Annotated in this window: 9 protein-coding genes; 3 read left to right on the forward strand and 6 right to left on the reverse strand. The window is 58.8% G+C overall.

Annotated elements, in window-relative coordinates:
- Positions 1-16 precede the first annotated feature (16 nt).
- Positions 17-466: a GNAT family N-acetyltransferase gene (locus BLR44_RS20540; protein WP_089685620.1), complete on the forward strand. Its 450-nt coding sequence runs from the start codon at positions 17-19 to the stop codon at positions 464-466.
- Here the strand turns inward: BLR44_RS20540 and BLR44_RS20545 are convergent.
- Positions 452-4795 carry a T9SS type B sorting domain-containing protein gene (locus BLR44_RS20545; RefSeq protein WP_089685622.1) on the reverse strand — a complete coding sequence of 1448 codons (4344 nt, stop codon included), beginning with the start codon at positions 4793-4795 and terminating at the stop codon, positions 452-454. The two genes, BLR44_RS20540 and BLR44_RS20545, sit on opposite strands and share 15 nt — an antisense overlap.
- A gap of 226 nt (positions 4796-5021) precedes the next feature.
- Here BLR44_RS20545 and BLR44_RS20550 point away from each other — a divergent pair, with 226 nt between their 5' ends.
- Entirely contained in the window at positions 5022-6059 is a 1038-nt protein-coding gene (locus BLR44_RS20550; RefSeq protein ID WP_245706128.1) for a PorP/SprF family type IX secretion system membrane protein, read from the forward strand.
- A gap of 114 nt (positions 6060-6173) precedes the next feature.
- Here BLR44_RS20550 and BLR44_RS20555 read toward each other — a convergent pair whose 3' ends face one another.
- From BLR44_RS20555 to BLR44_RS20565, 3 genes are all read right to left on the reverse strand, one after another.
- Positions 6174-6989, reverse strand: a complete 816-nt coding sequence (locus tag BLR44_RS20555; protein WP_089685626.1) for an anti-sigma factor — start codon at positions 6987-6989, stop codon at positions 6174-6176.
- Positions 6990-7000: 11 nt separating this feature from the next.
- Positions 7001-7591 (reverse strand): RNA polymerase sigma factor, encoded by a 591-nt coding sequence (locus tag BLR44_RS20560; RefSeq protein ID WP_089685628.1) that lies wholly within the window; start codon positions 7589-7591, stop codon positions 7001-7003.
- Between the two features lie 400 nt (positions 7592-7991).
- The gene (locus tag BLR44_RS20565; protein ID WP_089685630.1) at positions 7992-9518 is read right to left on the reverse strand and encodes an FG-GAP repeat domain-containing protein; all 1527 of its coding nucleotides are present in this window, start codon (positions 9516-9518) and stop codon (positions 7992-7994) included.
- 131 nt (positions 9519-9649) lie between these two features.
- Between BLR44_RS20565 and BLR44_RS20570 the strand changes: the two genes are divergently transcribed.
- Positions 9650-11983 (forward strand): family 20 glycosylhydrolase, encoded by a 2334-nt coding sequence (locus tag BLR44_RS20570; protein ID WP_089685632.1) that lies wholly within the window; start codon positions 9650-9652, stop codon positions 11981-11983.
- Positions 11984-12060: 77 nt separating this feature from the next.
- Here BLR44_RS20570 and BLR44_RS20575 read toward each other — a convergent pair whose 3' ends face one another.
- Both BLR44_RS20575 and BLR44_RS20580 read right to left on the reverse strand, forming a co-directional pair.
- Positions 12061-12579, reverse strand: coding sequence for a PEGA domain-containing protein (locus BLR44_RS20575; RefSeq protein WP_089685634.1), 519 nt, complete (start codon positions 12577-12579; stop codon positions 12061-12063).
- Between the two features lie 76 nt (positions 12580-12655).
- Positions 12656-15175 carry a M14 family metallopeptidase gene (locus BLR44_RS20580; protein WP_089685636.1) on the reverse strand — a complete coding sequence of 840 codons (2520 nt, stop codon included), beginning with the start codon at positions 15173-15175 and terminating at the stop codon, positions 12656-12658.
- Positions 15176-15232 lie beyond the last annotated feature (57 nt).

The raw sequence follows: 15232 nt of genomic DNA on the forward strand, positions 1-15232 counted from the left end.
TTTACGCGTTTACCCCATGATCGAAGTCAGACATATTACCGACCCGGCCGACCTGGAAAAGGCCATGCAGATTCGCCACCGTGTGTTTGTAGAAGAGCAGCAGGTGGCCGAAGAAGAAGAGTACGACGAATACGAAACCGTATCCCGGCATTTTCTGGCGTTTGCGGATGCGCAGCCCTGCGGCACAGCTCGCTGGCGTTATACCGACAAAGGCATCAAACTGGAGCGGTTCGCGGTCGAGAAAGCATGCCGGGGGCGGGGCGTCGGCAAAGCCTTGGTCGATACGGTACTGAAAGACGTTGCCGCTGCCGCCGAGAGTGCCCATAAAATGATTTACCTGCACGCGCAGTTGTCGGCCATGCCGCTTTATGCCCGTGCCGGGTTCGAAAAAGAAGGCCCGCTCTTTGAAGAAGCGGGCATCCAGCATTATAAAATGGTGTGGCGGGGCGCGTCAGCGAATCAGTAAGATCGTGCCGTTCTGGTTGTAATCGCGTCGGTTGGGGTAGTATTCCGCCCGATAGGTGAGCGTCCAGGCGTACGTACCGGCCGGGGCGGGCTGCCCGCGGTACGTGCCGTCCCAGGTGTCTTCCAGTGAACGGGCCACAAACACCACCTCGCCCCATCGGTTGTAAACGCGCATCTCGAATTCGACGACGTATGCCCCGAACAGAGCTAGTGCATCGTTGGTGCCGTCGTTGTTGGGCGTAAACGCATCGGGCACAAACACACGCGGATTACACAGGTCTACCACGTTGTATTGCACGGTCTCTGTGCAACCGGCCGTATTGGTGATTTCTACCGTATAGACGCCATCCTGTCCTACTTCAATGGCGCGGGTGGTCTGGTTGGTCGGCGTCCAGCGGTAGGTAAAATCCCCCGGGCCGGCATCGAGCGTAATGGTTTCTCCGTCGGGAACGCAGATCGACGAGTCGGCCAGCGGCACCGGGCGCGGCTGCGGCACCGGTAAAATGGTGACCTGCGTCTCGGCCGATGCCACGCACGCGTTCTGTTCGACTTCTACCCGATAGCGTCCGCTTTGCGTCGGAGTATAGCGGAGTCCGTTCACGCCGTTGAGGCGCTGGTTGTTGCGGAACCAGGTGATCGTCGGGTTCGGTACGTTGCCGACCGTGGCCACCAAGGTAGTCAGGTCGTTGGCGCAAGGCGAAACCGTGCTGCCCACGTTCAGCGAAACGGTGGGTTGCGGCAACACTTCTACGTCGACCAGTCCGGTGTTCGAACAGCCGTTGACCGACGTTACCGTCAGTTGGTACGTCTGCAACGTCCGGGTCTGGTTTACTTCGAGCGTCGGGCCGTTGCCGAGCGATTGGTTTGGGTTGGTACTCAGGGTCCAGTTGTACGAAGTGCCTTGCGGGTTACTGGGCGCTCGCAGCGTGACGGAACTGCCCTGACACACGTAGATACGCTCGTCGCCCAGATCTGCACTAGGAATGGGCTGGAACGTGAGGGGCGGCCCCTGGGCCTGGGTCTGGCAACCGCCACCGTCGCGCGTCACCGTGACTTCATAACGCCCGCTTTCCAGCGCCGTGAAACTGAAGTTGCGTCCCACCACCTGATTGTTCCCCACCCGTCGCCAGGCGTAGCTGTAACCGGCGGCCGTAGTCGGTGTCGTGATGGGAACGCCGTTGATGCGGAGCGTAAGTTCGATCTCGTCTCCCGCACAGGCCTGCGTTGTGCTGGCCTCTACCTCTACATTCAGTTGCTCGAACGTAACCGTCACGGTCGTGTCGTCCACGCAACTGTTGTCGTCAGGATTACGGACCGTAAGGGTGTAATTTCCCGCTTTGTTGACCGTCAGTGTAGCGCCGGTTGCACCGGACAGTACAGTATTGTCCAAGCGCCACTGGTACGTAGGATTGGCAATCCCGGTGTTGCCCGCTCTTAAAATGCCTTCCTGGCACGAGGTTTCTTCGAACGTCAGGCGAGCCACCGGCTGAGGGGCCGGCCGGATAACCAGCCCGCTGATGGTTTGCGTGCAGCCGTTCAAGTCGGTCAGCGTAACGGTGTATGTGCCCGGTACTCCATCCAGGTGCGCCTCGGTCGTTGGGGTGGTCACTCCGCTTTCGGTGTTGAGCCAGTCAAACTGCACTGCGGTTGAGTTCCCCGGTCCCGCCACAGGTGTCAGTGTGAGCCGTCCGGTGCCTGTAGCACACGAAGCGGTTACCGGCGCATTAGCCTGATAACGAGGAGCTTGCTCAATTTGTCGGACTTCGATCGTAGAGTCAATAACACAACCGGCAGCGCTTAAGATTTGCACTCTGTACTCTCCGGCTTGCAAGCCTGCAATGTCTTTCTCATTCGAGGCAAATGAGCCAGGACCTGTCCACGAAAACCCACTGGCACCCGTAACATTCAGCGAAATAGACCCCGTTGCCGGAGTAGTGCCAGGACAACCTACGGAGGCCCCCACCGAGATCGAATTGATTACAGGACTGGCTTGTGTGGTGACGGTCAGCGACGTGGAGCCTTCACAGCCTTCACTGTTGGTAACGGTGACTTTATAAGTTGCGTTGGCATTGAGCGTTTCGGTAATAACCTGCATGTTGTTGTTGAGGTTCACGCCATTGCGCTCCCATCGGTACGACGCAAAGCCTGCCCCGGCGTCCAGCGTAAAAGGTTTCCCGGCACAAACGGCTGTATCGTTGAGACTGATGTCGACCGGTTGGAAGGGCTCTAGCCTGACAGGATTGGAAATCTCCATGCAACTGCCGTTGCCGGTAGAAACCTGCATCACAAATTCGGTGGGACTGCTTAAGAGGCTGCGGTCGATGGTCAGTGTGCGCCCGGAAGCAATGGCGGCGTTGTTGGCTCCCCATACATACTGCGTCCCCGGCACATTGGCGGGGGTGGTAAGTTCTACAATGGGGTCACACGGAACGGCGTTGACGTTGATGGTAGGGGTATTGGGTTGTTCGAAGATCTGAACCCGCTGGGTGAGGAGGGTATCCTCACAGCCATTTCGGAGGCGAAGCTGGACCGTATAGATGCCTGGAGACGTCCAGACGACCGACGCCGATTGTGTCTCCGCTCCCTGCACGCTGGTCCCTTGTGGGAAAGTCCACGTGATGGTATCGACGCGCGGGTCGCAAATGGCCCCCGTCGAGAACTGGATAGGCTCGCCGGTACACGTCCCTACGTAGCTGATGCCCGGCCCGGAGGGCGGATTGACAAAGGTATTGACGAAGTTGGGCAGGCCGAGGTAACTGGTTTGTCCGGCCAGATCAAAATCCCCCACCTTGTAATATTCTCCGTCGATGGGGCCCAGCGGATCGGGAATGCGGTCCAGCGCCACGGTGTCGTTCACCGCGACGTAAATGCGGCTGTCCGGCCCGATTTGCAGGGCACCGAGCTGGTGGTTTGCTCCTGAAGAGAAAATTAATTGTTCGGACATGGCTACTTCCAACGAGTCAAAACGGTTGATCGTGTAGCGGTAAACGAACGAAGAGTCGGGACCTCGGACCGACAAAAAGAGGAAATTTCCGTTGTTGGCAAATTCCACCCCGTAGGCAGCACGCGGGTATTTCTGTCGGGTGTTGATGCGCAGGATGCTGTCCGTCTCTACGGCTCCTGACGAATTGTCGAAGCCAAACAGTTCCACGCCCGTAAAGCCATAGGTCGAGTCGGTCGTGCCCGTCGAATCGGTGTAGGCCACGGCCAGCCGCGCACCATCCGGCGATACTTTCATGTAGCCTTGCGCCTTGACCGGGTCGTCGTGCACAGAACCCATGGCGATAGTCTCCGGGCCGCTTAAGCCTGTTTCGGTGAGATGATACACCAGAAAATTATCGCTGCCATACTCGTGCAAAACAATCCAGTAAGTCGTATCCTGCGGATTTTCGACGGCGGCAATTCGTTCCGTTACTTCTCCACTGAACAGTAGCGTGTTTTTTTCTACCACCGATCCCAACGGCAAGGAATCAGCAGGGTTATCCGGGGTAGGTAACGCATCGTCACCCTGCCCCATGTCTACGACGGAGTAATAAACTTTTCTCTCTCCCTGCGCGGAATCCAGCGAGAAAATGTAGTAGCGCTCGGGGCAACTTTTGCAGTCGGCGGGTTGGGGAACCACAATGGTGGCCTGCGAAGCGGTTTCGTCGGCATTCAGGTCGGTGCCATTCTCCATCACCTCGTTTGTGCGGGTATAGACCGTGCGCCCGTCGGTATAAAACAAGAAGCGGCCCACGTGGTTGCTAATCACGGCTACTCCTTCCGGATTGGTCATCTCTCCATCCGTCAACGCGACCGGCTCGCCTCCACCCGAAAAATCAATCCCGGCTTTGCCACCAAAATACCACTTGGCGGCTTCTTTCCGGTTGTCACCGCATACGCTTACGAAAATGCGGTCTCCACCGATTCTGCTGCTGTCAGCGGGGTTTGCCGGATCGTACACTTTTACCGAGAAGCATCCATAAAAGCGCACCTCAGACGTATCGACGCTGATGGTGGGCGTGGTATCCCCTGTGTTCCAAAGGTAAGCTGGCTGAAACGTAATCTCACCAAGGTTGGTAGGCGTGCCGTCCAATTCCAACACTTGATTTTCGCAGATGACAGTGTCGTTAGGGCCAAGGTCCACTTCGGGGCTGTCCAGCTTTGTAGGTGCCAGTTGGGGGGCAGGTCGTGAAGTCAGAAAGCCTGCGGTAGCGTAGCGACGTTCGGGATCTTGCGAAGGATGCCCCTGCCAGAGACCGAAACACATCGTGGCCAGGAGGGCGCTCAGGGCATACCACCGCCAGGTCCGGCGCAGGTAGAAATCGGAAACTTGTAGTAATTCAATCACGCAATCGCCAGCTTTAACTTAAAAACGGGGAAAATCCGGTGTTGCTGCCGACATTTCTCCGCTGTACCTTTCCTGTCGTTCAGGAATAAAAAACGTGTAAAAAGGGATTTCCCGTAAAGAACGTTGTAAGTTAGAGAACCGGTATATTCTCTACAAACGAAAAGATAGCACGCCGATATACCGAACGCTTTTACCATAACGTTGTAAGGACGATATGCGCAGCCCTATGACCCGACTATTTCTACTTTTTTTCGCGTTTTTTCTCACGTTTCTGGTGCGGGCGCAAGATCCGCAGTATTCCCAGTTTTATGCCATCCCGATGTACATGAATCCGGCCTTTGCCGGAAGTGCGCAGGTGGGGCGGCTGTCGGCCATTTACCGGAACCAGTGGCCTACCCTGGAAGCCAACTACACGACCTTCTCGGCTGCGGCCGACTATTACTTTCCCAATGCCCAGAGTGGCGTTGGCCTCATCGCCACGCACGACATTCAGGGATTTGCGAACCTGCAATCGACCGAGATTGCCGGGCAGTATGCCTACCAGGTGGACATGACGCGTACGTTGCGGCTGCGGATGGGACTGCAGGCGGCGTATGTTAACCGTGGGGTCGACTATTTCGGGCTGACGTTCGGCGACCAATTCGACAACCGGGGCTTTCGGCGGGTGCCGACCGGCGAAGTATTGAGCGCGAACCGACGCAGCTACGGCGATATTTCGACCGGGGCGGTATTGTTTACGCCGCAGTTTTACATGGGTCTGTCGGGACACCACCTGAACCGCCCGAACCAGTCGTTTCTGGGCGACCGCGAGGCGGCGAGCCAGTTGCCGATTCGGTACACGTTCATCACGGGCTACAAATTTGCGCTCGACCCGCAGACCAAACGCGGATTGCAGCGCGGTCAGTCGTTCCGGGAGGTGAGCTTTTCGCCAGCTCTGCTCTACATGGCGCAGGGAAAATTCGACCAGCTGAACCTGGGCATGTACCTGACCTACGAGCCGTTCGTGATCGGGGGCTGGTACCGGGGGCTGCCCATCAAGCAATACGAACAGGGATTGCAGAACAACGAGGCGCTGATTCTTCTGCTGGGCCTCAATACGCAGGGACTTTCGATCGGCTACAGCTACGACGTCACGATCTCGACGCTGGGCTTCACGACCGGCGGGGCGCACGAAATTTCGGTGACCTATACTTTCCCGCGGCCTAACGAGCGGCGGGGAAGCCTCTTCCAGCACGGAGCCGGCATTCCGTGTCCGACCTATTAAAAGAACTGATCCAGCGAAGCTTAAGGTAAGCTAAACGTATAACGCTAATCGCTGCTGATTGTATGTTCGCGGCGATTAGCGCTTGATTGCCAAAAATCACGTGTGTTTTTTCGCTTAGCCCACCTGTCCCATCACGTACATCTGCTCCAGTGTAGGGGTGGGGCTGCCGCCCGCTTTTTCCAGCGTAACGGCGTAGGCCTGCGCTAAGCCCACAAACGGCACTTTTTGCAGAAGTCCTTCGGGTGTCGCCACGTCGAAGACGCCCATGCTGACGGGCGTACCGTCGACAATGCCCCAGAGTTGGTACTGCGAGCCGGCTGGCGGTTCGGGCAGGTTCAGGACGTTGAGGTAGGCTTGCTGATCCTTTCCGTTGACATAGACCACCGCCAGCGCTTCCGGCGCGAGGGGCAGCCCCGTCATCGGGACTGCGGTGGTGTTGGTGTCGCGTAGCACGTCGTTCTGCTGGCGGAGCTGGTCGGTGAAGGCAATCAAGCGGCTGTTTTCCTGCTGGGCCGCTTCGATCTGGGTCTGCAAAGCCAGCAATTCCGATTCGGCGGCTTCTTTCTGTTGGTAGAACACAACGCTCGTAACCGTGGCGATCAGCGCTACGCTGGCCGCGGCTCCCAAGGCCCAGTACAGCCCCCGAGCGGGTCGGCTGGCCGTCAGCACCGGGGCGGGAGCGGCCGCAGAAGCGGGTGTGTCCAGCTGATCGATGGCGTCCAGAATACGGGCGCGCAGCGGGGCGGGTGGCGTCACGGCGTGCAACTGGCCGTACTGTTCCAGGGCCTGCGCCAGCGCTTCTACTTCTTCGCGAATCTCCGGGTAGCGCTCCATCAACGCCTGCACACGCGCCTGTTCTTCTGGCGTAGCAGTACCCAGCACATATTCCTCCAGGAGGCCCGAATTCTTTATCTCGTCTAGTTGCTCCACTGTCGATTCGTTCAGCTAATGCACATCAGAAATAACCACCAAAGCAGGCTGGGATGATCCCGGAAGAATTTTCGAAGCTCGCGTAGGGCAATCTTCACGCGCGACTTCACCGTTCCCAACGGAATTTGCAGCGCTTCTTCTACTTCTGTATGAGTATATCCCTGAAAGTAAATCAGGTCGATTACCTGTCGGTATTTTGGGTCCAGCGTCTCGACCATCTGCTGCACGCCGATATGCTCGGGTGCGGGTCGGTTGCTTAACGATTCCAGGTTATATACTGAGAAATCGATCGGCTGGATTTTTTGGGACTGGATATGGCGTGCCGAGCGCACGGTGTCGATGGCCTGATTGCGGCAAATGTTCAACAACCAGGTGAACAGACGCCCTTTGGTGGCATCGTAGCGATGCCGGTTGCGCCATACCTTGATAAAACTCTCTTGCAAAACATCCTGCGCCAGTTCTTCCGACTGGACGATGCGCAACACGATGCCGTACAGGGTGGGTGCGTAGTGGTCGTAGAGCAGACGCATGGCCCTTTTGTCATCGGCTTGTAAAAGCCCAATGATTTCTTGCTCACGAGAACCGGCAGGAGAGTGCGCCATAGCGAAAGGCTAAATTCTGATTTTTTGGGGGGAATGCAAACAATCGCTGCCGGAACGGGCTAATTCTGGCGCATCAAAGGGGAAAACCTGAAAAGAAAAGAGTACGCGATCTGGTAAAATTTTGCCTGAAAAAATCCGAAGCGGGAGTAACATCGTATATGGATTGATCGGGGGTGTTGCCTTTGGCGTACCACAGGCTGTTTAGTATACGTACGCGTATGGACCGTCAGAAGACCACCGGCCATGCAAAAAAAACGTGGGATCGTACCCGCCCCCTGTTTGGAGCGCCTATCTTCGGATAGAGAATAGGTAGCGCATACGTATTCCACGAACGTTTTATCCCATAGGTTTAAAGTGGACCAGCCGAACTGCCCGAGGGTAGTTCGGCTTTTTATTTTTTTTAGTGCAACGTATTTTCCAGCACCACGAACGGAAGTCCCCGGGCGGTCCAGCGCGCGACCCAGTCGCCTGGGGGAATTACCTCGAACGCCAGCGATCCCAACGCCAGATCCAGGTCGCCGTCGCCTTCCAGGTCGCCCACTTCCAGCACCAGCCAGCGTCCGTCGGTCACCTGCGGAAACGTGTAGGCGGTAAAGTGGTCGTCTCCCCGATTTTCCAGATACTGAAAGGCGGCTTCGGGGCGATGGGCGAAATCGGGAAAAAACGCGATGGCGGCCAGGTCGCGGTCGCCGTCCTGATCGAAGTCGGCCGCAACGGCCCGGTAGGCACCGTGCATCGGATAGAAGAATTGTTCCGTAAAATGCTGCTGTCCGTCGTTCAGGTAGAGGCGAATGCCGTGGTAGGGTTTCAACAGCGGAGGGTAATCGGCGTTGTCGCCGTTGGTATACAGCAGGTCAACCGCGCCGTCGTCGTTCCAGTCGACCAGCGTGAGCGCACTGGAGCCCCAGCTCGGCGGAAACGCCAGCGCCCGCTCTTCCCGAAACGAACCTTCGCCTTCATTGTAATAGAGAAAAATGCCTTCGTCGCCCTGCCCGAACAGCGCGATCAGGTCCGGGCGTGCATCACCGTTCAGGTCATGAACGTAAACCTGCGTAGCGCCGGGCTTTTCGCGCAGCGCATGGCGGCGGTAACGCCCCTCTGTCGTCAGTTCCCACCACGAGAGGCCGCCGGTCCATTTGGCAAATTCGCAGGTCACCAGGTCTTCACGTCCGTCGCCATTCAGGTCGGCGTAGGCCGTATGGACGGGCCGTTGCAGGTTGCCCAGCACAACGCCCGGCCGCAGCCCGGGTTGGGTCGGCAGTGCCAGCACCTGCCCCGAGGGCGCATCGGTGGGCGAAAACGAACCCATTACGGTCAGGCGCAACTGATCGTCCGTTTCTTCGAGGGCCACGGCCGCTTCGCCGACGTTGGCGGCTTGCTGGAGGCGCAACTGCGCGTCGAACTGGTAGAGGCGTTGGGTATGGGCATCGGCCACAAAAAGTCCCTGTCCCTCCCGAAACCGAACCAGCGTTGTGCTGGGCGGCGAAAGTTGGTAGGGCGGGGTTTTGACCGTAAAGCCGGGTAGCCCCGGGGTGATCGGCGTGTCGGCCGGGCGGGGCAGCGTGTCGGGCGCTTCGGTCCGGTAGTAGTCCACGATCTTCTGCCACGTGGCGTCGTCGAGCCAGGGCCGCACCGGAAACACGTTGCGCTGCATCACCCGCGCACCACCGGCTCCTTTCTCTAGTAACTGTTGCCGTACGCTGTCGCTCGGGTAGCGCCCCATCAGGTAGCCCATCCGCGGCAGCACGTAGGTTTCCCACGTCGACCGGTCGAGCAGCGCAGGCGCAGGATACTGATGACAGCTAACGCAATACTGCTGCGCCAGGGCCTCGCCGTCGGGGGCGGGCGCAGTGGCCGGTCGGTCAGGCGAGGCGCTGCAACCCAGCAGCGCAAACAGCAAAGGCAAGAGGCGGAACCGTAGGGCCATAACAGAACATGACAGACGCGCAGCAAGTTACAGGGAGGCTGGGGGCAGGGGAGGATTTCCGCAAAAAACCTTTGTTAACTTCTGTGTGCTTCCCAATTCTTATTACTTTTCCTCCTCCATTCTGACGAAACATGAAGTATACTACTCCCCTGATCCTGAGTTTGGGATTATTCTTTGCGGCCTGTTCGCCCTCGACCGCCCCGACCGAGGAGGCGCAGACCAACAAGGCGCAGGCCAAACCACGTATCGGCATCGTTCCGCAACCCGTGCAACTGACGACCCAGACGGGGCAGTTTGCCCTGAACGACCGCACGCGCGTGCTCTATCCGGCCGAAAATGCCGACATGGTGCGCACCGCACGGTACCTGGCCGAACAGCTCAGCGCGCGGACCGGCCTCACCATCGGGACGGCCGCCATTTCGGCGGGTCCGGCGGCGGCTGAAGAAGGCATTGTGCTGGAGCTGGGAGACATTGCCTCGTCGAATGCCGAGGCGTACGCATTAACAGTGGATAGCAAACGTGTGTCTTTGCTGGCCAACGACCCGAAGGGCACCTTTTACGGCGTGCAGACGCTTCTGCAATTGCTGCCCCTGTCGCTGCCCGGCGAGGCCGAACCGCAAACCTGGACCCTCCCGGCAGTGCAGATTCAGGACGAGCCGCGCTTTGGCTACCGGGGCATGCACCTTGACGTGGGGCGTCATCTGTTCTCGGTCGAAGAGATCAAAAACTACATCGACCTGCTGGCGATGCACAAGTTCAACCGGTTTCACTGGCACCTGACCGAAGACCAGGGCTGGCGCATCGAAATCAAACAGTACCCTCGCCTGACGCAGGTGGGGGCGTACCGGAAAGAAACCGTGATTGGCCGCAAAGGCCCCAACAACCAGTACGACGGCAAGCGCTACGGCGGCTTCTATACCCAGGACGAAGTGCGCGAGGTAGTCAAATATGCCCAGGACCGGTTCATCACCATCATTCCCGAAATCGAAATGCCCGGCCACTCGCTGGCGGCGTTGTCGGCTTATCCGGAGTTGGGCTGCACCGACGGCCCGTTCGAAGCGGCCACAACCTGGGGGGTGTTTGAGGACATCTACTGCCCCAGCGAACAGACGTTTACGTTTCTGGAAAAAGTGCTGCTGGAAGTGATGGACCTGTTTCCGAGCGAATACATCCACATCGGTGGCGACGAAGCGCCCAAAGCCCGCTGGGAAGAGAGCAAGCTGGCGCAGGAGGTGATTCGCCGCGAGGGCCTGAAAGACGAGCACGAACTGCAGACTTACTTCATCGAACGCATCGAGAAGTTTCTTAATGCCAAAGGCCGGAAGCTGATCGGCTGGGACGAGATTCTGGAAGGTGGCCTTTCGCCCGATGCCACGGTGATGTCGTGGCGGGGAGAAGCCGGTGGCATCGAAGCGGCCCGGCAGCACCACGACGTGATCATGACGCCCACGACCTACGTCTATTTCGATTACCTGCAATCGCGTTCGCCGGAAGAGCCGCTGGGCATTGGCGGCTACCTGCCGCTGGAAAATGTCTATAACTACGAGCCGCTGCCCAAGGAGCTGACGGCCGAAGAAGCGAAGTACATTCTGGGCGCACAGGCCAACGTCTGGACCGAATACATCTCCACGCCCGAGCATCTGGAATACATGGTGCTTCCCCGCATGGCCGCGCTGGCCGAGGTGGTCTGGTCGCCGAAAGAGGGCCGCGGCTGGGAAAGCTTCAAGAGCCGGATGCCGCAACTGTACCGTCGCTACTATGCACAAGGGCTGAACTTCCGCGTGCCCGAGCCGGTCGTGACCAAGCGCTACCAACACGTGAGCCAGGGCGATTCCATCCGGCTGGAAAACACGTTGGGCTTTGGCGAGGTGCGCTACACCACCGACGGCTCGGTGCCGACGCCCAACGCCAAACGCTACGAACGGCCCATTTCGGTGCGCAAAAGCACCACCATCCGGGCGAAGACGTTTCTGCCCGATGGCCGCAGCAGCGTCACGACCATTACGCAGGCGCTCCTCGACGACGAGCTGCCCATCGGCACTACGTATGGCCTGCGTTACCGGTACGTGGAGGAAGACAGCCTGACGGCGGTGCCCAGTTTCACGCAGGTAAAACGCATGGGTGAGACCATGGAGTTTCGCCTCTCGGAAGCCAAGACCCGAGGCTCGCGCTACGCGATCTCGTTCGAAGGAAACCTGAAGATTACAACCGAAGGGCTCTACACGTTTTACCTGACGTCGCAGCACGGCAGCCGGCTTTTTCTCAACGATCAATTGATCGTCGACAACGACGGCCTGCATCCCAAACAGACCAAAGAAGGACAAATTACGCTCGCGGAGGGCGACTATCCCATTCGGGTCGAGTACTTCGATGCGGCCTGGGGCGGAGATTTACAAGTTATGATGGAAGGACCTAATTTTCCGAAACAGGAAATTCCGGCCCGGCTGCTGTACGTAAAGCAGTAAGCAGCTTTCCCGCACACGCAAAAGCCGCCGGCAACACTCAGGTTACCGGCGGCTTTTGCGTTGATCCGAAGCGCAGATTATTCTTCGATGCCCAGCGCTTTTTTGCGTGCCGCTTCGTATTCTTCTTCCGTAATCAGGTCTTCTTCGCGGAGTTTTTTCAGCGCGCGCAATTTTTCTTCCATCGTTTGCGACGCGTCGTTGCCTACGGCCGGCATCGGCTCCTGGGGCAGCGGTTCCTGCAGCAGCGGTTGTAATTCGTACGTATGCTCCGGCAGATACCCCAGCGTCCAGATAAAAGGAAACATAAAGAAAATCCCACCGATGATGGCCCCGGCGTCGGCTTCTTCGTTGCGGACCAACCAGGTTTGCAGCGGTTCGTACCCCTCTAACTCAAGACGCAGCGGGGTGCGGGTCCCCGATACTTTGGTGTCTTCGTGCTGGTAGGGCGTGGTGCCGACGTACTGATCGTTCAGGTACACGTGCGCCCCACTGGGAGACGATTGAATCAGGGTCGCACTGCTGCAACTGCTCAGCAGGAGGGTGAGCGCCAGCGTACTGGTCACGATAGCGCGAACGGAAGGAGAGGTAAAGCCCATAAGGTGATTGGTTTAAGGATTTGTTTAAAGTGCCTGCTCACAAACTCTACGCCAAACCTTACAGGCGTTCCGTCGGCTATTCGCGTAGAAAGACGGCATTGCAATACAGCAGCTTGCCGCTGTGCCAGAATCCGCGGAACAGAGGGTTGTCGACCAGGTACACAACGCTGCCACGGCCCATCGGCTGCACGCCGAAAACCAGCGCCTGAGACGTTTTGGGCTGGGCTTTTCGACCTACAAAACCGCTCACCAGTGCTTCGGACTTAATCACCCCCACGTTCCAGCCTTTCGTGAGGTAGGTGTAAGCAAGTGTATCCTGCTTCAGGGTGTAGTACTCGGGTGCATACCCGAATGCCAGCGGGTGGGTCGTGTCGAGCGAGGTCTTGAAAATCGCGCCCGGAATGGCCGCACTGGCTTCTTTGCGGTCGCGTTGCCCGTAGGTTTTCAGCCGGGAGTTGAGTTGTTTGGCTTCCGACCGGGTGGCGCTGTCGGAGGGCTGCCACGCCAGGCCGTAGCCTTTTTGCCCGACAAACGCCTGGGTAGCCCGCCCGGTAGCGATGAGTCGACCCCCGGCACGGAGCCAGTCGGTAAGTTCGGTTCGGCGCGCTTCGCTCAGCAGGTCGCCGTAGTCGCCTTCGGGCAGAATCAGCACGTCGTAGTCGGCCAGATCCACACGGCCGAACGACTCGGTCGGCAAGACGGTGACCGGGTAGCCGAGCTGCCGCTCGAAAAAGTGCCATGTTTCCCCAAAGTTGAGTGAGCTGACTTCCGGTCCGGCCAACACCCCCACGCGGGGCGCTTCCAGCCGCTGCACAAAACTGGAACCCAGGTCACGGCCCTGGTCTACCCACCCCGTGGTAATGGGCACCACCGCAACGTCCAGGCGCGTGCCGGCATTTGGTACGAGGGTGTCGAACTGCGCACGTACGGCACCGTTGTCGTCCCGCAAAGCGATCAGCGTGCCCGCCCCGTACGTGGTTCCGCCCAGGGCAAACGGCTCGGAAGCGTAGCGGAAGCGGACCCCCTGGTTGAGCAGGTGAGCCAGAAGACGCGCGTCGTTGAGGCCGGTCCAGGGAATCAGGTAGGCGTACGGCGTACCTTCTACCGAGGGGGCGGCAGGCGAAGTCGTCGGAGTGGGTTGGGCGGCTTGCGGCGTGAGGCGCTCGGGCAGTGCATACGCCTGCACCCCGAACGAATACGGCAGAGCCCAGGCCGTGATGTCATAGGTAAGTGAATCGGACAGAACCGTGGTCGGCTCAAATAAGGTCTTCACCATGGTAGAACGGGGCTGATAGGCCGACACCAGCACGTCGCCCGGCTGCACCTGCACGGCACCGGTCTGGCCAGTCATGTAGTTGTAGCCGCGTCGCGACGAAGCCGCCCGCCCGGCGTATCCGTACTGAATGCCCAGTTGATCCAGGTAGGTCGTCAGGTGTTTCACGGCGTCGGGATGTTGACCGGCGCTGATCGCGTAGGTGCGGAACGTGCCCCGCGGGTTGCGGGTGCTCTCGCTGAAAAAGCGGTCGAACTCCGACGTGAGGCGGTCGGCGTGCTGCGACGCAATTTCCACCGTCGAAAGCCCCGTGGTGTAGTGATGCGCCAGCCGCTCGTCGAGCGTCAGCGTGTCGCCGTCGGCCACGATCAGCGCGAGTCCGGCGCGCCCCGAGCCGCCCTGTTCGTAAGTCATGCCGATGGCCCCGTTCAGCGTGGGCCAGGTGTCGCCGTAGCTGGGGTAAAACAGATCGTATACCTCGCGGGTAAAGTAGAGCCAACCGGCTTGGTCGAAATATTTCGCGTGGTTGCGGCCGATGGTCTGTTGAAATTCGCGTTGCCAGGGTGTCACGTCCTTGTGGAACGGTTCGGCCGACGGTGCAAAGAAATACGAAGCCGAAGGGCCCATTTCGTGGAAATCGGCGTGAACGTGGGGCAACCACTGCTGATAGAGTTTGTGGCGGGCCTGGCTTTCTTGCTGGATCTGCCACGCCCAGTCGCGGTTCAGGTCAAAGTAGTAGTGATTCGTGCGTCCGCGCGGCCAGGGTTCCTGGTGCTCCCAAGCATCGGGATGCGGGTTGTTCGGGTAGCCAACCGTCTGCTGGTACCAGTGGACGTACCGCTCGCGCCCGTCGGGGTTCAGGCAGGGGTCCATGATCACGACCGTGTTGTCCAACCACTGGCGTTTTTCGGGGTTGCTGATCAGTTCGTAGAGGGTGAGCATCGATGCTTCGGTCGACACCGATTCGTTGCCGTGCACGCCGTAGCTGAGCCAGACGATGGCCACGTTATCGGCCAGGCCCGGCGTGCCTTCCAGCAGGCCGGCGCGTTGCAAATGGGCCGTACGGAGGGCTTCCAGACGCTGTTGGTTGGCTGGCGAAGTAACCGTCAGCGCCAGCAAAGGGCGCCCTTCGTAGGTTTCGCCGAATTGTTGCACCTGTACGTACGGCGACTGCGCGGCGACGTGCTGCACGTACGCCACCACGCGGTGATGCGGCGTGAAGTGAGAACCTAGCGGGTAACCCAGAAATTCCTGAGGAGACTGCTGTGCATAGCCGGACTGGAACAAAAGCAATCCGAACAAAAGCGCGTAAAATCGTTTCATGGAAGAAAAGTGAAAAAGCATTTGCGGCGGAAATTACGACAGCCCGCGCGATGTATC

This window comes from Catalinimonas alkaloidigena (assembly GCF_900100765.1).
In the GTDB taxonomy this organism is placed as follows: Bacteria; Bacteroidota; Bacteroidia; order Cytophagales; family Flexibacteraceae; genus Mooreia; species Mooreia alkaloidigena.